General features: G+C 56.4%; 18 protein-coding genes. 11 read left to right on the top strand and 7 right to left on the bottom strand.

Annotation, left to right across the window (positions count from 1 at the left end; translation table 11 throughout):
* Positions 1-9 precede the first annotated feature (9 nt).
* Positions 10-690, top strand: a complete 681-nt coding sequence (locus tag AVO44_RS00960) for a Crp/Fnr family transcriptional regulator (RefSeq protein ID WP_068331360.1) — start codon at positions 10-12, stop codon at positions 688-690.
* 50 nt (positions 691-740) lie between these two features.
* On the opposite strand, the gene AVO44_RS00955 is transcribed toward AVO44_RS00960, so the two are convergent.
* Both AVO44_RS00955 and AVO44_RS00950 read right to left on the bottom strand, forming a co-directional pair.
* Positions 741-1,847: an acetoin utilization protein AcuC gene (locus AVO44_RS00955; RefSeq protein WP_068331358.1), complete on the bottom strand. Its 1,107-nt coding sequence runs from the start codon at positions 1,845-1,847 to the stop codon at positions 741-743.
* A 3-nt stretch (positions 1,848-1,850) separates the two neighbouring features.
* Positions 1,851-2,936 (bottom strand): AI-2E family transporter, encoded by a 1,086-nt coding sequence (locus AVO44_RS00950; protein ID WP_068332570.1) that lies wholly within the window; start codon positions 2,934-2,936, stop codon positions 1,851-1,853.
* A 156-nt stretch (positions 2,937-3,092) separates the two neighbouring features.
* On the opposite strand from AVO44_RS00950, the gene AVO44_RS00945 reads away from it, so the two are divergent.
* The 3 genes from AVO44_RS00945 (at position 3,093) to AVO44_RS00935 (ending at position 6,143) form a co-directional block, all read left to right on the top strand.
* Positions 3,093-3,959 carry a YihY/virulence factor BrkB family protein gene (locus AVO44_RS00945; protein ID WP_068331356.1) on the top strand — a complete coding sequence of 289 codons (867 nt, stop codon included), beginning with the start codon at positions 3,093-3,095 and terminating at the stop codon, positions 3,957-3,959.
* Complete coding sequence (locus AVO44_RS00940) at positions 3,956-5,857, top strand: multiheme c-type cytochrome (protein ID WP_068331354.1); 1,902 nt, start codon at positions 3,956-3,958, stop codon at positions 5,855-5,857. Before AVO44_RS00945 ends, AVO44_RS00940 begins: the two co-directional genes overlap by 4 nt.
* Before the next feature lie 97 nt (positions 5,858-5,954).
* Entirely contained in the window at positions 5,955-6,143 is a 189-nt protein-coding gene (locus AVO44_RS00935) for a hypothetical protein (RefSeq protein WP_068331352.1), read from the top strand.
* Between the two features lies 1 nt (position 6,144).
* Here AVO44_RS00935 and AVO44_RS00930 read toward each other — a convergent pair whose 3' ends face one another.
* Both AVO44_RS00930 and AVO44_RS00925 read right to left on the bottom strand, forming a co-directional pair.
* Complete coding sequence (locus AVO44_RS00930; RefSeq protein WP_068331350.1) at positions 6,145-6,861, bottom strand: RlmE family RNA methyltransferase; 717 nt, start codon at positions 6,859-6,861, stop codon at positions 6,145-6,147.
* Positions 6,861-7,973, bottom strand: coding sequence for a Ppx/GppA phosphatase family protein (locus AVO44_RS00925; protein WP_068331347.1), 1,113 nt, complete (start codon positions 7,971-7,973; stop codon positions 6,861-6,863). The genes AVO44_RS00930 and AVO44_RS00925 overlap by 1 nt, the downstream gene beginning before the upstream one ends.
* 240 nt (positions 7,974-8,213) lie before the next feature.
* Between AVO44_RS00925 and AVO44_RS00920 the strand changes: the two genes are divergently transcribed.
* The 4 genes from AVO44_RS00920 (at position 8,214) to AVO44_RS00905 (ending at position 11,488) form a co-directional block, all read left to right on the top strand.
* Entirely contained in the window at positions 8,214-8,510 is a 297-nt protein-coding gene (locus tag AVO44_RS00920) for a virulence factor (protein ID WP_068331345.1), read from the top strand.
* Between the two features lie 26 nt (positions 8,511-8,536).
* Entirely contained in the window at positions 8,537-9,463 is a 927-nt protein-coding gene (locus AVO44_RS00915) for a methylenetetrahydrofolate reductase (RefSeq protein ID WP_068331344.1), read from the top strand.
* Between the two features lie 9 nt (positions 9,464-9,472).
* Entirely contained in the window at positions 9,473-10,534 is a 1,062-nt protein-coding gene (locus AVO44_RS00910) for a methyltetrahydrofolate cobalamin methyltransferase (protein WP_068331342.1), read from the top strand.
* Positions 10,535-10,660: 126 nt separating this feature from the next.
* Positions 10,661-11,488 carry a polyphosphate kinase 2 family protein gene (locus AVO44_RS00905; RefSeq protein WP_068331340.1) on the top strand — a complete coding sequence of 276 codons (828 nt, stop codon included), beginning with the start codon at positions 10,661-10,663 and terminating at the stop codon, positions 11,486-11,488.
* A 48-nt stretch (positions 11,489-11,536) separates the two neighbouring features.
* Here AVO44_RS00905 and AVO44_RS00900 read toward each other — a convergent pair whose 3' ends face one another.
* The gene (locus AVO44_RS00900; RefSeq protein ID WP_068331339.1) at positions 11,537-12,400 is read right to left on the bottom strand and encodes a class I SAM-dependent methyltransferase; all 864 of its coding nucleotides are present in this window, start codon (positions 12,398-12,400) and stop codon (positions 11,537-11,539) included.
* Positions 12,401-12,424: 24 nt separating this feature from the next.
* Positions 12,425-14,470 (bottom strand): ASKHA domain-containing protein, encoded by a 2,046-nt coding sequence (locus AVO44_RS00895; protein WP_068332568.1) that lies wholly within the window; start codon positions 14,468-14,470, stop codon positions 12,425-12,427.
* 219 nt (positions 14,471-14,689) lie between these two features.
* On the opposite strand from AVO44_RS00895, the gene guaB reads away from it, so the two are divergent.
* The 3 genes from guaB to AVO44_RS00880 all read left to right on the top strand — a co-directional run bounded on the left by guaB (position 14,690) and on the right by AVO44_RS00880 (position 19,788).
* Positions 14,690-16,138: an IMP dehydrogenase gene (guaB, locus tag AVO44_RS00890; RefSeq protein WP_068331337.1), complete on the top strand. Its 1,449-nt coding sequence runs from the start codon at positions 14,690-14,692 to the stop codon at positions 16,136-16,138.
* A 96-nt stretch (positions 16,139-16,234) separates the two neighbouring features.
* Complete coding sequence (locus AVO44_RS00885; protein WP_068331335.1) at positions 16,235-17,392, top strand: RsmB/NOP family class I SAM-dependent RNA methyltransferase; 1,158 nt, start codon at positions 16,235-16,237, stop codon at positions 17,390-17,392.
* A 104-nt stretch (positions 17,393-17,496) separates the two neighbouring features.
* A complete protein-coding gene (locus AVO44_RS00880; RefSeq protein WP_068331333.1) occupies positions 17,497-19,788 on the top strand; it encodes a hybrid sensor histidine kinase/response regulator in 2,292 nt (763 codons plus the stop codon).
* Here the strand turns inward: AVO44_RS00880 and AVO44_RS00875 are convergent.
* Positions 19,785-20,378: a sulfotransferase family 2 domain-containing protein gene (locus tag AVO44_RS00875; protein ID WP_068331331.1), complete on the bottom strand. Its 594-nt coding sequence runs from the start codon at positions 20,376-20,378 to the stop codon at positions 19,785-19,787. The genes AVO44_RS00880 and AVO44_RS00875 overlap by 4 nt on opposite strands.
* Positions 20,379-20,562 lie beyond the last annotated feature (184 nt).

The following is a 20,562-nucleotide window of genomic DNA, read 5'->3' as shown; positions in this document are numbered from 1 at the left end:
AGTATACTAATGTTAGACAAAGGGTATAATCAAAAGCTTTTTCAAGAGGGTCGCTGGTTCAGCCGACGCTCAGAACGTTTTCAGCGGGACTTGCTGGAATGCGGGATCCCAAAGACCTTCGACGCTTGGGAAACGCTTTACCATTACGGTGATCCTGCAAACGGTATATTCGCTGTTCTCAACGGCGGCGTTCAGATCACCGCCCCGGCTGATGACGGGCAGGAGTTTGTGTTGCACCGCGAAGGGGCGGGGTTCTGGATCGGTGACCTGGCCTTGTTCGCCGATGCCCCACGCCTTGTTAGTATCGTAACAACACAGGAAACAGACACCCTGTTTTTTCCCAACTCGCGGGTGGCAAAAATTGTCAAAGCCAATCCGCACTATGTCCGCGAATTCTATGCGCTTACTCAGGAAAACATGCAGACAGCGCTGCGAATAATGGCAAATCTGGCCGTCACCGGCAGTGAAAAAAGGCTTGTGTTGCGGCTGCTTCATCTTGATGAAGGAAGCAGCAAGCAAGGCGATTGGATTGTGGTGAGCCAGGAAGAGCTGGCCGGAATGATTGCCGTGTCACAACCCACTTTGCATCGCAGTTTGCACCGCCTTGCGGATTTGGGTCTGATCGAACTTGGCTATGGTCGGGTGCGTCTGAAAGACAAGCAAGCGCTGATCGCCAATTGCCAGACCTGATCTGCAGAGGTGCAGTGTTGGACACGCTTGCGGCTGGTGCCACCCCACCATCAAATCCGATCGGCAAGAATTTTTAGATCGTTCCGTAGTTCAGAGCGTATGTCCCCGTGGTTGGGCGCATCGCGCAAGGTTTCGAACCAGTGCCGCGGTGGTTGTTTGCCAGCCACGCGGTTCCATGTCAGTCCGCGCAGCACATCCTGAGCACTGGGGTTTAGGACGTCTGGAATATCGATCTTGTTCAGTGTCGCCCACACGCCCGTCCATAGCCGCGCGACCGACCAAGGGTTATACCCGCCGCCGCCCAAGACAAGCAGACGGGGTGCCACATCACGTATTTGGGTGACAGCATACCAATGGGCGTTGTTTGACAAGGTCAGGCGCGACAGCGGGTCTTCTGCCACGGCATCGGCACCGCATTGCAGAACGATGGCCTGAGGGGCGAACGATGTCGTGGCCGGCAGGATCAACTGATCGAGTATCGCATAGAACTCATCGTCATTCAGATTGCGTGCGACAGGCAGATTGAAGGCAGCCCCGCCTGCATCATTGTCCAGGGTTCCGCTAAACGGCCAACGATACGCCTCATGAACTGAAATCATCCGAACCTTTGTCGACCCGTGAAAGGCGGCCTCGACCCCGTCACAATGATGGGCGTCGATATCGATGTAGACAATGCGGTCGAGCCCGGCATTCAGCAGGGTCAGGATTGCCAGCACCGGGTCATTCAGATAGCAAAACCCATTTGCCCGGTTTGCAAGGCCATGATGTGTACCGCCTGCGGGGTTGTACACGATGCCTTTGTCGCGGATCAGTTCCGCACCCAGCATCGATCCGCCTGCAGCGGTCGCGGGGCGCCGGTACATTTCGGGAAAAACAGGATTCGACAGGGTGCCCAGCGCATATTTCTGCCGCGTTTCGTCCGACACTGCCTGATCTCTCTCGGCCTGTTGCAATGCGGCGATATAGTCTGGCGTATGAAATGCCATGAGCGCAGAGGGCTTTGCGCAAGGACTGACACGATAGTTCAAAGGCGTTAACCATCCCTGAGCCCTGCAAAGGTCAATAACGGTCGACACGCGTGGGATCGCCAAAGGGTGTTTCGATCCATAGGTCGACTTGCGGTAAATCTCTGATCCGATGAACAGGGGCGCGCGCATTATCTAGCCAGCAGATTCGGGGCGGGTTTCATCGCCCAGCCTTCCATCGAGAGACATCATGATTGCAAGCGGGCGGAGCGCTGGAATGTGGCTGAACACGATCAGGATACAAACGGTCAGCGGCACGCTCAGGAATGCTCCGATCAGCCCCCAGATCGTGGTCCAGAACACAAGCGCCAGGATGACCAGGAAGGTCGACATGTTCAGCGAACGACCCAACAGGGCAGGGTCCAGAAAATTCCCAATCACAAATTGAATGGTGCCACAGCCCAGCACGATCACCAGAAACGGCACGATACTTTCGAACTGAACCAGCGCGATCAGAGACGGAAAAACCACCGCGATGATTGAGCCAATGGAAGGAATGAAGTTCAACGCAAACGTCAGAACCGCCCAGGTTTCGGCAAACTCGAGGCCCAGCAGCCGGAAGACCGAATAGCTGATGCCAGCCGTGATCAGGCTGATCAGAGTTTTTACCCCGACATATCGTTGCAGGCTGAGCGTGATTGCATCCAGAATAGCGGCAAAATCGGCTCCGGTCTTCGGGTCGCCCGCGGCCAGCCGTAGTTTTTTACGAAAGGCCAGTCGCTCGGCCATTAGGAAGGCGACATAAAGGCTGATTAGGAAGAACTGATTCAACAGTGACGTCGCACTGCCTATCAAGATGCGCGCGATGTAGGACATATCGATATTCACAAGGTTGTCGCGGATGAATGCAGTCACGTCATTGCCGACAAAGCCGGTCACGCGGCTGACGGTCTCGTCGAACTGGCTTTCGTAGGTGCTGATGGTCCGGGCGAACTGTGTCGCCTGGCTGCCCAGAATATACATGATAACGAACAGCCCGGCCAAAACAACTGTGACGCCCGCGACATTGGCCAGCCAGACCGGCATCGGAGTCAATGCATTGATCCGGTCGCTGAGCGCAATGATCAGAACATTCACTAGCAGCGCCATGGTTAACGGGATCAAAAACGCGGCGCCAGCGTATAACCCCAGCACGACGAGCGTCGCCACAATCGTCACGTCCCGCACGACTGAGAGTTTGAGCGTGGTCGGCGCTGAGGTGCTGTCTTCGTCCGGTGTCATAGCTTGGCCCGATTTAGGAAAAACGCGCATATGAAAGGGTGATCCTGCACGGCAACGACAGATTAGGCAATGCGACTAAAGATTTGTATTCGAATAATTATGTAACATATGGGATTGCCGGTTCTTTGAGTGCGGCTGACACGCTAGGCTTTGAATATGAGCGCGCGTGTGATTCCCTACGTAAGTCGCCCTGTTCAGGCGCTTTGGTTGGCCTTTGCCCGTTTCGATGCCAAAAGCGGTTTTGTCATGAGCAGCCACGTCGCCATGTCGATGATGTTGGCGCTGTTTCCCTTTGCTTTGTTTACCGTGGCGTTGGCCGGGTCTTTGTCGCAAGACTATATCACGAACGACCTGATCGAGCTGATTTTTGGTGCGTGGCCCAGTGATGTGGCCGAGCCAATCGTGGCCGAACTGCGCGCGGTTCTGGAGGAATCCGGCTCTGGCGTGATCACGTTGGGTGGTTTGCTGGCGGTATTCTTCGCCTCGAACGGTGTGGTTGCTGTCCGGATGGCGATGAACCAAGCCTATCACGACAAAGACAGTTGGCCCTTTTGGAAAACGCGTTTGCTCTGTCTGGGCCTGGTGGTTGCTGGCGGCATCACCATCATGATGGTTGCAGCAGTTGAGGTTGTCGTGCCCGTCTATACTCAGCTTGTGTCAGAGAAGACGGATGTCAATGTATCTGAATGGCTGTCCGTGGATCGTCTGCGCTGGACCTTCACCGTGGGTGTACCAATAGGTGTGGTGCTTGTTGCGCATTTGATCCTGCCGACTGGTCGTCACAAACTGCGTCAAATCCTGCCGGGAGTTGTATTGACGCTGGCGCTGTGGGCTGCAGGTGGATGGGGGTTTTCCGTCTATATCGCGCAGTTTGCATCATACAGCGCAACCTACGCAGGCTTGGCCGGGGCGATGGCGGCGCTGATTTTCTTGTATCTTTGCGCCGCGATCCTGATCTTGGGGGCTGAGTATAACGGCGCTTTGATGGATATACAGAATGATCCAGAGGGGCACACCGCGTGAGGGCGGTTGCGGTTGTCCTTGCGTCACTGGCTCCGGTTCTGACCGTCGCTCAAACGCTAGACTATGTCGGATCGGAGCAATGTGTCGAGTGCCATACGGCCGAGGCGGAGGCATGGGCCACATCCCATCATGCCCTCGCTTGGACACAGGTCGAAGATGGCCATGTAGTTGCTGACTTTGACGGTACTGTGTTTGAGCACGACGGTATGTCGGTAGACTTCAGCGCGGCGGAGGACGGGCTGCAAGCGCGTGTGACCGAAAAGGACGGTTTAACCACGCCCTACGATGTGCACTCGGTGGTTGGTATTGAGCCGTTGCAGCAATATCTGTTCGAAACCGAACCCGGCCGATTGCAGAGTTTCGATGTCGTATGGGATACCGAGAACCGACGTTGGTTTCACCTTTATCCCGATCAGGACCTTCCACCGGAAGACGGGCTGCATTGGACCGGTCCCTATAAGAACTGGAACGCGCGGTGTGCAGAATGCCATGCCACGGGGTTCGAAAAAAACTATGACGTTGAGACGCGCAGCTATCGCTCGGTACAATCCGAGATTGGGGTCGGGTGCGAGGCCTGCCACGGCCCCGGATCTGCTCATATCGATTGGACACAGGATCAGACCATTTCTTCTGATTTAAGCGAGTATGGCTTCACCATGAGCTGGGGCAGGGGCCGGACCGAGGCCGAAATCCAGCAATGCGCTGGCTGCCATTCCCGGCGCGAGGCGCATGGCGATGGAAACCCGCTTCCCGGTACACCCTACCACGACGCCTATAATCTGGCAGTGCTGCGCCCCGGTCTTTATCATCCCGATGGGCAGATTTTGGATGAGGTCTATGTTTACGGCTCGTTCCTGCAATCCAAAATGTATGCGCAGGGTGTCGGTTGTATGAACTGCCATGATCCGCACAGTGCAACGCTAAAGGCCGAGGGGAATGGTGTTTGTACGCAATGCCATTCCCCCGCAGGCAATCCCGATTTTCCGACCCTGACGGGTAGGGAGTATGATACTCCGCAGCACCATCACCACCCGGAAGACAGCGAAGGGGCGCAGTGTAAAACCTGCCACATGATCGAGCGCGTCTATATGGGCGTTGATGGGCGGCGAGATCATAGCTTTCGTATCCCGCGCCCTGATCTGGGGTTGGGTGAGGACGCCTGCACCGATTGTCACGAAGGCGAAGATCAGGCTTGGGCCGCGGAACAGATCGCGGCATGGTTCCCTGACTCGGCGCGTAGAACGCCACATTTCGGCACGGCGTTTCATGCGGCCTCAACTGGTCAGGCCGACGGACCGGATGCGTTGCTGAAAATTGCGACCAACGCTGAGGCGGCAGGGATTGTGCGCGCGACGGCTGCTTATCTATTGCAGCCCTTTGCATCGGCTGAGGTCGCAGCACAAACCGCGCCCCTGCTGCTGGACCCTGACCCCTTGGTTCGCGCCAACGCCGCGCCGCTACAACGTCAGGCAATGTTGCAGGATCAGGTCCAACGGCTTGAGCCCTTGCTCTCGGACCCGACGCTCAACGTTCGAATTTCTGCAGCTAAGGAGTTTCTGAACATTCCGGTTCAGGCTCTGGCGCCAGAACAGCAGATGCGTGTGGCGCAGGGCATGGCAGAATGGCAGGGCGCAATTGCCAATCGTCTGGATTTTCCTGAAACCCATCTTGTTCTGGGCGGAATGGCGTTAACGTTCCGCAACGCCCCGGCTGCTGAACGCGCTTTCCGCGAAGTCGTCGCCCTTGATCCGCAACGCGTTGAGGCATGGCCGATGCTGGTGCAGTTGGCACAGATCAATCGCGGTGCCGGAGCCGCGCGGGACGTGCTGAATGAAGGCTTGGAAATTCTGCCGCAAGACCCGAACCTTTTGCAGCTTAAAGCGCAGCTTACCCCATAAAACGGCATGTCGCGGCCCGGATTGCGCCACGTTCCCGGCAAATTTCTGGGTTAACGAGGGGGCAAGTTAGTAACCCCAACAGGCCCCGAGGTGACGTATGTCTGAGAAACCGGTCCATACATCGCAATTGCAGAACCCATCAAAGCTTAATCAGCGCATCGCAGATTTGCAGGCCAGGAAACCAAAATACATAAACCACGGTGAGGCGCTGCTGTTGCAACGTACTGCGGCGGATTCGCTGCGCGAGCAATTCCTGACCGGTGATCGGCGTTGGATTGACGACTAGTTCAACCGCGAAAGCCAGTCGCGACCACAAATTTTTCAGAGCTGTTGGATCGGGACGCGGGTGGTTTTACATTCGCAACCTTTTCGAACTTCTGCTTGAGCAGTTTCTGCAAATCGCCTTCGGCACCGCCGGCCAGAACCTTGGCAACAAAGGTTCCGCCTTCCTCTAGCACATCAAACGCGAAATAGGCCGCTGTTTCACATAAGGCCATGATCCGTAGATGGTCGGTTTGCTTGTGCCCAGATGAGGCTGCCGCCATGTCAGACATGACAACATCCGCCTTGCCGCCCAGCCAGTCTTTGACCTTTTGGTCGGCGTCATCCTCCATAAAGTCCAGCACATGAGTTTCCGCGCCAGCCACGGGTTCGACCTCTTGCAGATCGACACCCAAAACAGTGCCGACGCGTTTACCAGACCGTTCGCCCAGCGCGTTCACACGTTTTACAGCGACCTGACACCAGCCGCCGGGCGCACAGCCAAGGTCGACAACACGCGCACCGGGGACGAGAAAGCGAAACTTATCGTCCAACTCAAGAATCTTATAAGCCGCGCGCCCGCGATAGCCTTCGGCCTGCGCGCGTTTGACGTATGGGTCGTTCAATTGCCGCTCAAGCCAGCGGGTCGAGCTGAGCTTTCGCCCGCGCGCCGTCTTTACCTTGACCTTGAGGTCGCGTTGTCCGCGGCCCGAGGTATTCTTGCCGGTTGGTTTTTTCGCCATCAAAACGGTCCGTCTTCCAATACGCCGTCCGCGCTCATCTGTGCATAAAGCAAACCTTCGCGCAGCCCACGGTCCGCCACGGAAAGGCGGTCGGTGGGCCAGCAACGCAGCAATGCCTGCAAAATGGCCGAGCCGGACATGATCAGGGCTTGCCGGTCATCACCTATACGCGGATCGCGTCGTCGCCCAAGTGGACCGAGTTCTAAGTATCCCCGTATGACTTTGTCAATCTGATCGCTGGTCATGCGCAGACCGTCAACCTTGGTCCGGTCATAGCGCTTTAACCCAAGATGAGAGGCAGCCACGGTCGTCACCGTCCCACTGGTTCCCACAATCTGAAACCTTTCCCGGGCCTGCTCGTCCTTGTAGGGCGCAAAGTCGGCCAGGTTTTCTTCGAAAAACCAGCTCATCAAGGCAAAGCGGGCCGAGTCGTCTTCGACATCGTTGAACTGATCTCTCAACGTCGCGACACCAAGTGGAACGCTAATCCAATCTACGACCTTGGCTGCGGGAAACGGGCTTTCGACCGTGTGAAACCCATTGTGCAAACGCATGATCGCAGCAGGACGGTCGCGGCGTGGTACGGACGAGATATCGATCCACACCAATTCGGTCGAGCCACCACCGATATCGACGACAAGTAACTGCTCGGTCTTGGTCGACACCAGCGGCGCGCACGAGATGACTGCCAGGCGCGCCTCTTCCTCGGGCTGGATGATTTCAAGCGTCAGACCGGTTTCGCGTTTTACCTGACGAATGAAATCGCGTGAGTTTTTTGCACGGCGACACGCCTCGGTCGCGACAAGGCGCATGCGTTTGACCTTGTTGCGTTTCAGCTTTTGCTGACAGATGCGGAGCGCCTGAATAGTGCGCGCCATCGAGGACCGAGACAACCGTCCGGTCCGTTCCAAACCCGCGCCCAACTGCACGGACTTGGAAAAGCTATCCACCACATGAAACCCGCTCCCCTTGGGCTGGGCTATTAACATGCGGCAACTATTTGTTCCCAAGTCCAGTGCCGCGTACAACGCGTCTGGATCGGGCCTTGCCGGCGCGGGGCTTTCGACCGCCTTCGGGAACGCGCCCGCACCTTTGGGACGCTTGGGCGCCATCTTCCACGCCCTCCGATTTACGAGTTACCCCGACCATATGTCGGCCCAATCCAACCTGCAAGACGCTCATTAAGGTGATGAGTATTTTGAGGTGCGCATTTGTTTGTGTTTTCGATAGAAAGCGCAGAACGCATCCAAGGCAAAAGGTCGTTTGAAATACGTCGTGTGTCGAAAACCGACCGACCTTGACCCATATTGCTGTTTAGAACCGTCACATCTGGTTAGGAGGAATCAAAGGCAATGCCTGACGTCACCATCGTATACTGGCGCGATATCCCGGCCCAAGTCATCGTCGGCAAAGGTCGTCGCGGTGCAAAGCGGCAGTTGGAGGAACGGTTCGAACAAGCCATCGACCGGGCTGCCATGAAGGTGAACGCCAAGGACAGTGATGCCTATCTGGCCGAGTGGCGCAAAGCCGAACCCTTTGCAGTTGAGGGCGACCCGTCCGAGATTGCTGAGGTGCAAGCCCTGCGTTTGGAAACAGAATACGATCAGGACCGTGTCAAGGCACTGATCGCCAATGACGGTTGGGCATGAGCCCCAGATCTTTATGGGAGGCCGCAATGGCTTTGCTGAACTTCAAGAAACGTGATGCGGCTGAAAAGGCCCCGGTAAACCCGACCGTCGAAGCCTTTCTGAAAGGATATTCGATCGAGGTGATGCCACGCACCGCCGAGAAGGTCGAAGATTTTCGCGCACTGCTGCCCGAAGGCACGCGCGTCTACATCGCCCATATCGAGGGCACGCCGATCGAAGACATGGTCAAAACGGCCAAACGGCTCGCGGATGAGGGCTATCCGGTCATGCCGCATTTTCCTGCGCGCATCATTAAAGACGCGGCAACGCTGGAAAACTGGATTTCCATGTATCAGGGCGAAGCAGGCGTTGATCAGGCGCTTTTGCTGGCCGGCGGCGTAGAAAAACCGCATGGTGCGTTCGACAGTTCGATGCAGTTGCTGGAAAGTGGGCTTTTCGACAAGGCGGGCTTCAAGCGTCTGCACGTGGCGGGCCACCCTGAAGGCAACAAGGATATCGATCCGGACGGTTCGACTAAAAATGTCGAAGACGCGCTGCGCTGGAAACAGAAATTCAGCGAAACCACGGATGCCGAGATGGCTTTGGCTACGCAGTTCGCATTTGACGCCAAGCCGATCATCGCCTGGGCAGACGGCTTGAAAAAGGCAGGTATCGACCTGCCGATCCATATCGGCATCGCTGGACCGGCAAAGCTGCAAACGCTGATCAAATTCGCGATTGCGTGTGGCGTAGGCCCGTCCCTGAAGGTTCTGCAGAAACGTGCGATGGATGTATCCAAGCTGCTGCTGCCCTACGAGCCGACCGACGTTTTGACCCAATTGGCAGAGCACAAGGCGGCCAACCCGGACTTTAACATCACCAATGTGCATTTCTTCCCGCTTGGTGGCATCAAGACCAACGCCAATTGGGCAATCGACAATGGCGGCGCTTCGGCAAAGCCAGCTAACTCTTAAGGAACGGATATGACTCGTACAGTCGTAGAATCAAAAACAAAAACCGCGGTTCTGGGCTTTGACGAGCCGTTCTGTGTCATTGGTGAGCGGATCAACCCGACCGGCCGAAAAAAACTGGCGGCCGAGCTTGAGGCAGGCGATTTCTCAACTGTCGAAAAAGACGCGCTGGCGCAGGTTATGGCGGGTGCGACCGTTCTGGATATCAATGCTGGCGTTGTCTACAACTCGAACCCCAACCCGAACGAGACCGAACCGCCGCTAATGCGCAAGATCGTTGAGCTGGTTCAAGGTTTGGTTGATGTGCCGCTTTGCATCGACTCGTCGGTCCCTGGGGCGCTGGAAGCAGGTCTTGAAGCAGCAGAAGGTCGGCCTCTGCTGAACTCGGTCACGGGCGAGGAAGAGCGTCTCGAGCTGGTTCTGCCGTTGGTCAAAAAGTTTAACGTACCCGTTGTTGCAATTTCGAACGATGATACCGGGATCTCCGAAGACCCGGATGTCCGTTTTGCGGTTGCGAAAACGATCGTTGAACGTGCTGCCGACTATGGCATTCCCGCCCATGACATCGTTGTTGACCCGCTGGTCATGCCGATTGGCGCGATGGCGACTGCTGGTCAGCAAGTGTTTGCCCTGGTCCGCCGTTTGCGTGAAGAACTGGGCGTAAACACCACATGCGGTGCGTCCAATATCTCGTTCGGTCTGCCGAACCGTCACGGTATCAACAACGCATTCCTGCCGATGGCGATGGGTGCAGGTATGACTTCGGCGATCATGAACCCGGTGGCTCTGCCGGTGACGCAGAAAAAGATTGCTGAAAAGAAAGAAGCCGTCGCCGCTGCAGGCATCATTCTGCCCGAGGGTATGGACGATGAGACGTTCGTTCAAATGTTCGGCTTGGGCTCAACAAAGCCGCGCCCTGGCAAAGAGATGGAGGCCATCCGCGCCGCTAACCTGCTGACCAACAACGACCCGCATGGTGGTGAGTGGATCAAGTTCAACAAAGCTCCGGAAGAGGCCGGCGCCGCTGGTGCTGCTGGTGGACGTCGTGGCGGTGGCCGTCGCCGCCGCGCGTAATCGCTGCAACAGGATGTTTACAGGCCGGGTACTGCGCCCGGCCTTTTTTATTGACCCTGATCAATGACGTAGCAATTGCGGCATGCGACAATACTGGGATTCTCGCGGCAAGGATCAGGTTTTGAAATGAAAAAACATACCCCTCCGAAATTGGCGGACGCCGACTTAAGCAAGCGTCTGGACAAAAAGGCTTATTTTCAAGAACTGGTCAATCTGCAGGCACACCTGGCCTTGATCCAACAAGCGTTTTTGTTTCACGGTGTGAAAGGGGTGCTTGTCTTCGAAGGCTGGGATGCGGCTGGCAAGGGCGGCACTATTCGACGGATTAGTCAGGCATTGGACCCGCGCAGTTTCAAGGTCTGGCCGATTGGAGCCCCCAGAAACTACTATCTGAACCGCCATTATCTGTTGCGTTTTTGGGAGCGTTTGCCTCCGGAAGGTGCCATCTCTGCCTTCGACCGCAGTTGGTACGGACGCGTGATGGTGGAGCGGCTTGAAAAGTTCACTCCGGAAAAACGCTGGCGGGCGGCCTATCGCGAGATCAACGATTTTGAGCGGATGTTGATCGATGATGGCGCAAGAATCGTGAAGCTATTCTTCCACATCTCTCAGGAAGAGCAGATGAGGCGGTTCACCGAGCGTTTGCGTAACCCGATGAAACGCTGGAAACTGACCTATGAGGATTTTCGAAACCGCGAGCGGTGGTCCGAAGCCAAAGTTGCGGTCGATGAGATGTTTGCACGAACGTCAACGGATATTGCTCCGTGGCATGTGATCCCGGCCAACAACAAGAAATATGCAAGAGTCGCCGCCATGCGGGCCATTGTGGACACGTTTTCTAAGGATATTGATCTGAACCCTCAGCATTTGGACAAGCGTACGTTGGACGCGGCTTGCAAGGTTCTGAATGTTGATCAGTCTTTGATTGATAGTTTACGCGCCCGGACCGAGTAAGTGTGGCGCTGCGAAAAGTCTCTTTCTGCCGAATAAAGCGCCGATGGTCTAGCCGGTCTCGGGTCGACGCGCCTGAAACAGGTTGATCAGCGCCGGAATTTCAACTGTGTTTTCGGTGGCAAAAGGTCGAAAGGCTTCAGCCACTGCCTGTTGAATTGCCAGGACGTCTTGATCATCGCCTTCGAAAAGGGTGATCAGCCGGGCAGCAGGCCCGATCCGCGTGCAGAGCTTGGCGCAGTCTTCCAGCGTGCTGCAAATGTGCAGATGGGTTGGCACTTGGTCCACAACGATTTCGGTCAGCCCAGCGTCCGCCAAGAGACCCGACACCCGATCTTGGTCGTGAAAGGCCAGAGGGCCCGGGGCGTTTCGGTCCATGGGCGGCGGGTTGCCCAACCGCGCACAGGCAGCGATATGCGGCGTCTTGAACCAAGGGTTTCCGCTCAGCGGCCCCCAAGCGGCAAAGGTCATCAGACCGCCCGGTTTCAAGGCGCGGCTCATGTTGGCAAAAGCCGCAACCGGGTCTTCGAAAAACATGACCCCGAACCGCGAGATCATCGCGTCGCGATCAGCCTCTGGAAACGGATAGGTTTGAACGTCTGCGTATTGAAAATCTATGTTGTCCAACCCATGCTCTGAAGCCCGCTGTTCAGCACGGTTCAGAAACGGCTGCGCCAAATCTGCGGCAAGGACATGCCCGGTGCTGCCAACAATCTGCGCGGCCCTTACCGAGCTTGCCCCGGTGCCGCAGCCGATATCCAGCACACGCATGCCGGGCTGCAAACTTGCGCGCTCGAAGACCAGATCGAGAACTGGTTCAAGCAACTCATCCATTTGCTCCTCATAGGTCAGCCATTTGGCCCCAGAGGGCGAGCTGCCCCAGTATTCAGCCTGTTCTTCGTTCGCAACTTGCATGATGACCTCCTGCCGGTGGGGCGACTATGACCGGCGACGGCGACGGCGGCCAGATTTTTCCTCATCCCCTCCGCCCGCGTTAAACGTGGGCGAGGGCAAGCTGACCACTTGCGCCAGCTCAGGAAAGGGATCGGTTTTGTGCGGGATAGCGTTGGCGGCGACGAAATGTTCTTGAAATTTAGGCTCAATCGCGGTTTCGACCTTGATGATTTCACGCACAACACGTTCAATCTCGGCCCGGGCTGCGATGTTACACAGGGCGATCCGCGCGCCGGTACCTGCGGCGTTGCCTGCGCTTGTCACATGGTCCAGCGGCGCGTCCGGGATCATCCCCAGAACCATGGCGTGTTTGGTTGAGATATGGGCACCAAATGCCCCGGCCAGTACCACACGATCCACTTTGTCGACCTTCATCTCGTCCATCAGCAGGCGGGCACCTGCGTAGAGCGCTGATTTCGCCAGTTGGATGGCGCGGATGTCGCCCTGGGTTACAGTAATGCGCGGGCCGCCCTCGGCGCTGGCATCGTGGATCAGATAGGCATGCGTGCGACCTTCGGGAACGCAACGAGAGGTGCCGGTTTGTTCTGCCGACCCGATCAGTCCGCTTTCATCCACTAGGCCAGCAATGCGCATTTCAGCAACAGCCTCAATGATGCCGGATCCGCAGATGCCAGTAATACCGGTCGTCGCGACATCCTGATCAAAGCCTTCTTCGTTGGACCATTTCTCGGATCCGATGACGCGAAAGCGCGGTTCTTTGGTGACAGGGTCGATCTCGATACGCTCGATCGCGCCGGGTGCGGCGCGTTGGCCGGAACTGATCTGAGCACCTTCGAATGCCGGACCCGTCGGCGAGGAACAGGCCAGAACGCGGCTGGTGTTGCCAAGCAGAAGCTCGGCATTCGTACCCACGTCCACGATCAGCACAAGGTCATCGGACTTGCCCGGTTCTTCTGACAATGCCACGGCGGCACAGTCCGCACCGACATGACCCGCGATACAAGGCAGGATGTAAACCTGCGCGCGCGGATTCATATTGGTCAGGTCCATCTCACGGGCGGGCAGAGACATACTCTCAGAGGTTGCCAGCGCAAAAGGTGCCTGGCCAAGTTCCACCGGATCCAACCCAAGCAGCAAATGGTGCATGACCGGGTTGCAGACAAAGACCGTCTCGACAATCAGGTCGGCGTCGATTCCGGCCTCTTCAGCAATCGAGGTGGTCAGGTCATTGATCGCCTCGCGCACGGCCTTCGTCATCTCTTGATCGCCGCCGGGGTTCATCATGGAGTAGGACACTCGGCTCATCAGGTCTTCGCCGAACCTTATCTGTGGGTTCATCAGTCCTGAGGAGGCTTTGACCTCTCCGGTTTCCAGATCGGTCAGGTGTGCAGCGATGGTGGTTGAACCAAGGTCGATGGCCAGACCGTACAAACCGCTTTCATGCAAGCCTGGCCAGATTTCAACGATGCGCGCGACCGGGTCCTTGTGACCCTTGTGGAGGGCGACCGTGACTTCCCATTTTCCTTTTCGCAGAACCGGCTGCAGCTTGGACATCAGTGACAGATCGGCAGTTACGGCGTCGATCTGCCATTGCTCGCGCAGGGCGCGCTCCAAACGCTCCAAATCGCCGGTGGGTGAGTGCATGTCGGGCTCTTCCACGACAACGAAATACAACCGGGTTGCTGGGTCCATCGTGATGGCGCGCGCCGTTGCGGCTTTGCGGACGACCTGACGGTGTACCTGACTTTCCGGCGGCACGTCGATCACCACGTCGCCCTGAACGGTCGCCTGACAGCCTAGACGACGGCCTGGTTTCAGGCCGCGCTTATCATCGTAACGTTGTTCTACCGCGTTCCATTCGCTCAGCGCGCCATCGGATACTGTCACACCGTGTTTGGGAAACTCGCCATAGCTGGGTGTGATCTGACATTTCGAACATATTCCGCGCCCGCCGCAGACCGAGTCCAAATCTACGCCCAACTGCCGGGCCGCAGTCAGAACCGGGGTGCCAACAGGGAAATGCCCGCGTTTGCCCGAGGGGGTAAAGACAACAAGAGGATCGGTGGTCATGTCTGGCCTGCCTTTTTTGTATTCGCGCGTATGCCGCGCAAGATATGGGTTTGCGCGCAAAGGGAAAGGCCATTCAGCGGCACCTTTGAAACTGTGAGCGTCGTTTTTTGGCGTGGTGTCTGTCCGTAGGAGAAAACTAGTTTGGGTCAGGGGCTTTTACTTGGCGTAAATCCATGTAATAGGGTCACCGCCAAACGGGCTTTTGCATGAGGGTAGCAGATGCAGATTCGTGAGGCACTCACCTTTGACGACGTTCTTTTGGTTCCGGGGGCATCCACGGTGCTGCCTGCCAAGGCGGATACGACCACGCACGTGACCCGTGCGATCAAGATGAATATCCCGTTGCTCAGCTCGGCGATGGATACGGTGACCGAGGCGCGCATGGCCATAGCCATGGCGCAGGCCGGCGGCATTGGCGTCATTCACAAGAACCTGACAATTGAAGAGCAATCTCGCGAGGTACGCAGGGTCAAGCGGTTTGAATCAGGTATCGTCTACAACCCCGTCACGCTGCGCGCCGATCAGACATTGGCAGACGCTCAGGCGTTAGTGCAGAGGTACAACTTTACCGGTTTTCCGGTTGTTGACGATGGGGGCCGTGTGGTTGGCATCGTGACCAACCGTGACATGCGGTTCGCGACGTCGGACGATACGCCGATCAAGGCAATGATGACCTCGGACAATTTGGCGATGCTGCAAGAACCCGCCGATTTGGAAGAAGCAAAAAGTCTGATGCGGGCGCGGCGTATCGAAAAGCTGTTGGTGGTAGATGGTAAAGGCAAGCTGACCGGCCTTCTGACGCTAAAAGACACCGAACAGGCCGTTCTGAACCCGACCGCCTGCAAAGACCATTTGGGTCGTTTGCGAGTGGCCGCGGCGACCTCGGTCGGGGATGAAGGATTTGCTCGGTCGGAACAATTGGTGGATTCCGGCGTCGATATCATTGTTGTGGATACGGCACATGGACATTCGCAGGGCGTTATAGACGCGGTGAAGCGCGCCAAGACACTGTCGAACGAGGTGCAGATTATCGCCGGTAACGTCGCCACGGGCGAGGCGACCAAAGCTCTGATCGACGCCGGGGCGGATGCAATCAAGGTCGGTATCGGGCCAGGTTCTATCTGTACCACGCGCATGGTGGCTGGTGTCGGCGTGCCTCAGCTGACGGCAATCATGGACTGCGCGACCGCCGCTGGGGATGTTCCGGTGATTGCCGATGGCGGTATCAAATTCTCGGGCGATTTTGCCAAGGCGATTGCGGCGGGTGCATCCTGCGCCATGGTCGGTTCGATGATTGCAGGTACGGACGAAAGCCCGGGCGAAGTGATCCTGTACCAAGGCCGTTCGTTCAAGTCATATCGCGGCATGGGCAGCCTTGGTGCAATGGCGCGCGGTTCGGCGGATCGTTATTTCCAGAAGGACGCAGCAAATGACAAGCTGGTGCCCGAAGGGATCGAAGGACAAGTGCCGTATAAAGGCTCGGCCAGCGCAGTGGTTCACCAACTTGTCGGCGGCCTGCGTGCGGCGATGGGCTATACTGGCTGTGCAACTGTGGAAGAGATGCGCAGAAACTGCAGCTTCGTTAAAATCACGGGTGCGGGCCTGAAGGAAAGCCATGTGCACGATGTGCAGATAACCCGTGAAAGCCCGAACTACCGCGTGATGTAAACGCAGGTCTCTGCGCAACGCGGCGTCCGGAATGGGGCGCCGATTTGCTATCGTGGCGCTGGTTTCTGTGCCCTAGCGATAAAAATGGAAGACACCATGACCCCGGCCGCGCGTATTCAAGCTGCGATAGAGATTCTTGACGAGATACTTGGCGGCATACCCGTTGAAAAGTCGCTGACCAACTGGGCGCGTCGAAGCCGGTTTGCAGGGTCGAAAGATCGTGCAGCGGTACGGGACCACGTTTTTTCCGCAATTCGATGCAAGCGGTCTTTTGCAGCACTTGGAGGGTCAGAGTCCGGGCGTGGCCTGATGATCGGGGCCATTCGGGCGGCGGGTGAACGGCTGGATGGCCTGTTCTCGGGTGAGCGCCACGCGCCATCCGTCGTGACCGCAGCTGAGGTGGGGCGTGATTTTGATACCGACGCTGAACGCTTGGATATTCCGGAATGGTTATGGCCCAGATTTCAGTCTTCGCTGGGCAATCAGGCAGCCTCGGTGGCGCAGGCGTTGCAACATCGTGCGCCAGTACATCTGCGGGTCAATCTCATCAAGGCGGACGTGTCGACGGCTGTCGCGGCCTTGGCTGCAGAAGATATTGTGGCTGTCTCGCACCCGGCTTGTGCTACGGCTTTGGAAGTTAAAGAAGGCGCTCGCAAAATCAGTCAGAGCACAGCTTACCGGGACGGCCTTGTCGAGCTTCAGGACGCGGCCAGCCAGGCGGTTGTCGCTGCGCTGGATCTGCGTCCGGGGCTGCGTGTTCTGGACTATTGCGCCGGTGGTGGTGGAAAGTCATTGGCGTTGGCAGCGCATCAGGGTGTCAAGGTGTTTGCGCATGATGTTAACCCCGACCGGCTGCGTGATCTTCCGTCACGGGCTGAGCGCGCTGGCGCGCCGGTCGAGCTTGTCTCAACGGCAGAGCTTGATCAACACGCACCGTTTGATGTCATACTTGCCGATGCACCATGTTCTGGCAGCGGCTCGTGGCGTCGGGCTCCGGCGGGGAAATGGGCGTTGACAGAGACGCGCCTGATGGAATTGACAGAGATTCAATCGTCAATTCTGACAAAACTGTCTTCGATGCTGATCCAAGGTGGCGTGCTGGCTTATGCGACGTGCTCGATGCTTGATGAGGAAAACGGCGCGGTTGTTGACGCTTTCCTTTCCGCAAATCCGGCGTGGTCAGAGACATTTCGTAACACGTGGCTTGTTACGAACGGGACCGACGGATTATTCACTGCACACTTGATGCGCTAGTGCGCCTGAGTTTAGCAACTTAAGCGAAAGTGTTCGGCTTCTCTTAAGTGGATATTAACCATATTTCGGCTGATTGGGAAAAAGCCCACCGACTTGAGTTGTTTATGACCGACGCCACGGAAATTTTCTCTGATCCATCATCAAAAAAGACACCCTCCGGCCTGCGGCTCGTCTCGTTGGTCGTTATCGGTGAGCTGCTGATCCTTTCGCCTATCGTCGGTCTCTTGCCGCAAATGTGGCACATCGGATTCATCGTGGCCGGGGTTTCCATGTTGTCGGCAGTATTACTGGTTGTTGTGCGCGGAATTATTGCAGACCACATTGCGCAGCAGGTGGTGAAAACCATGGCGGTGTTCACAGAACAAGAGCTGGTTCCCTGCGTGATCGCAAATGCTCAGGGCGACATTCTGACTGCGAACCCCGAGGCGCGAACACGCATACGCGCCTTTCCCGGCAATCGGTTGGAGCAGTGTCTTAAGTCCATGTTTGCGAACCCTCCAGCGATATTGTTGCGGCTGCAGTCACGGGCAGAAATTTACGGCAAAGCGCACGAAGAGGTTGTAACGATCGGGTCAACCATTCCCGTTTCTGTGTTCGATGTAGGCAGCGGGCGGTTTTGCTGGCGTTTCCATCTGGATGTTCCAGGGCAGTGGGATGAGGTAAGTGTGCCGGTTGTCACCGAAGGGCGCAACGGAACTCTGTTGCGAGTAAATCATGCAGCGGCACATTTTTTGGGGCGTCGGCCTGAGAAGCTTCATGATGTGTTTACCAGCGAGCCACGTGAAAAAGACAACCTCACTGAGGTCCAAACGGTAGAAGGCCCGGCTTCTGCCGCCGTGTACGAGCTTGGCCGCTCGGGAATAGTGCGGGATTTGCTGATTTTACCGATGGCGCAGGCTGAAAAGGACGGAAATGGAACATCCTTTGCTGACCTACCTGTACCTATCATGTGCCTGTCGCCGGATGGTCGTATTCTTGAGGCCAATCGCCTGGCCGTCAAACTGATTGGCGATATCGAGCCCGGGGAAACCAATGTCGATCAGATTATGCAAGCTCTTGGGCATCCAATCCTGGATTGGCTCGCCCTCACAGCGGCGCAAGAGCCGACAATGCGGTCCGAGTTCCTGCGCCTGACCCGGCAGGACAAAGAAGTTTTTGTTCAGGTTACATTGGCTCGTGTCGTGAATAATGGTCAGGTTAGCTTGATTGCCGTATTGAACGACGCAACGGAACTCAAGACGCTTGAGGCGCAATTTGTGCAAGGGCAAAAGATGCAGGCCGTCGGACAGCTTGCCGGCGGTGTTGCGCACGATTTCAACAATCTTCTGACTGCGATTTCGGGGCATTGCGACCTGCTGTTGCTTCGGCACGATCAAGGCGATCCGGACTATGGCGATCTTGTTCAGATCAACCAAAACGCAAATCGGGCTGCTGCTTTGGTCAGTCAGTTGCTGGCTTTCTCGCGGAAACAAACGCTCCAGCCCGAGGTGTTAGACCTTCGGGATACGATCTCTGATTTGATCCACCTGTTGAACCGATTGGTTGGCGAGAAGATACGCCTGATTCTCAGCCATGATCCGGTGTTGAAGCCCGTACGGGCGGACAAAAGGCAGTTGGAGCAGGTGCTCATGAACCTTGTTGTGAACGCCCGCGATGCCATGCCAGATGGTGGCGAGGTCAGGATTGAGACCGAGGTGGTTGTGCTGAACACACCTCTAACCCGTGACCGGGCGACTGTTCAGCCGGGCGAATACGTTACTGTCAAAGTGATCGACAGCGGTGTGGGAATCCCGGCAGACAAGTTGCAAAAAGTGTTCGAGCCCTTCTATACCACTAAGCGAACCGGCGAAGGCACAGGTCTGGGATTGTCCACAGTGTACGGGATCGTCAAGCAGACAGGCGGTTTCATTTTCGTCGATAGTTTTCAAGGACACGGGTCGGAATTTACAGTTTACTTACCCGTCTCTACCCATGCGCAGCAGGGGCAGGCGGAAAAGCTGCCCTCAGCCAACACACACAGCGCTCGACAGGGTGAAGGTGTTGTACTGCTGGTGGAAGATGAGGCACCGGTGCGTGCTTTTGCAACACGTGCCTTGCGGCTAAAGGGGTACACCGTGCTCGAAGCCGGGTCCGCAGAAGAGGCTCTGCGACTGCTTGAGGATGGTGCGCTGAATGTAGATGTTTTCGTTACAGACGTTGTCATGCCCGGAATGGATGGCCCAACCTGGGTGCGGAAAGCCAAAGAGACGCGACCAGACGTTCATGTGATTTTCATGTCTGGCTATACAGAGGGTGCGTTTGGTGATTCTGGTCCGGAAATTACAAACTCGACCTTTTTGCCAAAGCCGTTCTCATTAAATCAATTGACCGAAGCGGTTTTTCAGCAACTAAATTAACGCGCTGCCTCGTAACAGGCGAATTCTGTCGCATGTCTTTTTCGAAATTCCTCTTCAGTCGTCCGCGACAGGAAGAGCTCGCGTTGGGGTGAGACATTTTCTTTCTGCAAATTGATCTGCATGTTCAGCCGGTCTTGCAGGAAGTCCAGTACCTTGCCCTGGTTTTCATACTTAAAGACATGGCTTGCGCCCATACCGTTACTGCGGGTGAGGAAAAACTGGCTTTGGCTGCCGACATCCGCAAATTCCGGGCGGGGGGATTGCATGTAGGCCTGTACAAAATCATCAAAGCTAAGATCCCGCGTCGAGTGCGGATGCCCGATCCGGTCGTCGCGGCTTCGAAAACGATACCAACTGCCCAGCCAATCCAGCGGTTCGCGCACGACGGCCATGATTTCCATCTCTGTGTCATACATTTTTCGGAAAATGTTCTGGAAAAAGCGATCATAGCGACGCACGGGGGCGTGTTTCAGGTCAGGCGGACCAGTTACCACCAGATCGGCGCGGTCGCGCAAGGCGGTATGGTAGGCTGTGCTGCCAGTCTTGGGAATTGCTAGAAACGCGAGGCGTTCCTTATAGAAAACAAGCATTTATTGGCCTTGCTTCGATCTAACTTACCAGAGCAGATTGGCGTAAACGACTTCTTAACACAATTCCCCAACAGTTAGTTTTGTAAGTTTTAGTTGAAATGTTCTCTTTTTGGTCTCATAAGGAACAAGAGGCGAACAAAGCAGCGATTGCCGCCCGATCAAGGGTGTGACAAAAGGGAAGGCG

The sequence above is a fragment of the Ruegeria profundi genome (assembly GCF_001507545.1).
In the GTDB taxonomy this organism is placed as follows: domain Bacteria; phylum Pseudomonadota; class Alphaproteobacteria; order Rhodobacterales; family Rhodobacteraceae; genus Ruegeria; species Ruegeria profundi.
The sequence above is the reverse complement of the archived record's forward strand: the minus strand, read 5'-3'. Positions and strand labels throughout refer to the sequence as shown.

Bases quoted from the DNA above. Each gene is read 5' to 3' on its own strand.
- AVO44_RS00960 (WP_068331360.1), top strand. From the start codon at position 10: ATGTTAGACAAAGGGTATAATCAAAAGCTTTTTCAAGAGGGTCGCTGG.
- AVO44_RS00955 (WP_068331358.1), bottom strand. From the start codon at position 1,847: ATGCGCGCGCCCCTGTTCATCGGATCAGAGATTTACCGCAAGTCGACC.
- AVO44_RS00950 (WP_068332570.1), bottom strand. From the start codon at position 2,936: ATGACACCGGACGAAGACAGCACCTCAGCGCCGACCACGCTCAAACTC.
- AVO44_RS00945 (WP_068331356.1), top strand. From the start codon at position 3,093: ATGAGCGCGCGTGTGATTCCCTACGTAAGTCGCCCTGTTCAGGCGCTT.
- AVO44_RS00935 (WP_068331352.1), top strand. From the start codon at position 5,955: ATGTCTGAGAAACCGGTCCATACATCGCAATTGCAGAACCCATCAAAG.
- AVO44_RS00930 (WP_068331350.1), bottom strand. From the start codon at position 6,861: ATGGCGAAAAAACCAACCGGCAAGAATACCTCGGGCCGCGGACAACGC.
- AVO44_RS00925 (WP_068331347.1), bottom strand. From the start codon at position 7,973: ATGGCGCCCAAGCGTCCCAAAGGTGCGGGCGCGTTCCCGAAGGCGGTC.
- AVO44_RS00920 (WP_068331345.1), top strand. From the start codon at position 8,214: ATGCCTGACGTCACCATCGTATACTGGCGCGATATCCCGGCCCAAGTC.
- AVO44_RS00915 (WP_068331344.1), top strand. From the start codon at position 8,537: ATGGCTTTGCTGAACTTCAAGAAACGTGATGCGGCTGAAAAGGCCCCG.
- AVO44_RS00910 (WP_068331342.1), top strand. From the start codon at position 9,473: ATGACTCGTACAGTCGTAGAATCAAAAACAAAAACCGCGGTTCTGGGC.
- AVO44_RS00905 (WP_068331340.1), top strand. From the start codon at position 10,661: ATGAAAAAACATACCCCTCCGAAATTGGCGGACGCCGACTTAAGCAAG.
- AVO44_RS00900 (WP_068331339.1), bottom strand. From the start codon at position 12,400: ATGCAAGTTGCGAACGAAGAACAGGCTGAATACTGGGGCAGCTCGCCC.
- AVO44_RS00895 (WP_068332568.1), bottom strand. From the start codon at position 14,470: ATGACCACCGATCCTCTTGTTGTCTTTACCCCCTCGGGCAAACGCGGG.
- guaB (WP_068331337.1), top strand. From the start codon at position 14,690: ATGCAGATTCGTGAGGCACTCACCTTTGACGACGTTCTTTTGGTTCCG.
- AVO44_RS00885 (WP_068331335.1), top strand. From the start codon at position 16,235: ATGACCCCGGCCGCGCGTATTCAAGCTGCGATAGAGATTCTTGACGAG.
- AVO44_RS00880 (WP_068331333.1), top strand. From the start codon at position 17,497: ATGACCGACGCCACGGAAATTTTCTCTGATCCATCATCAAAAAAGACA.
- AVO44_RS00875 (WP_068331331.1), bottom strand. From the start codon at position 20,378: ATGCTTGTTTTCTATAAGGAACGCCTCGCGTTTCTAGCAATTCCCAAG.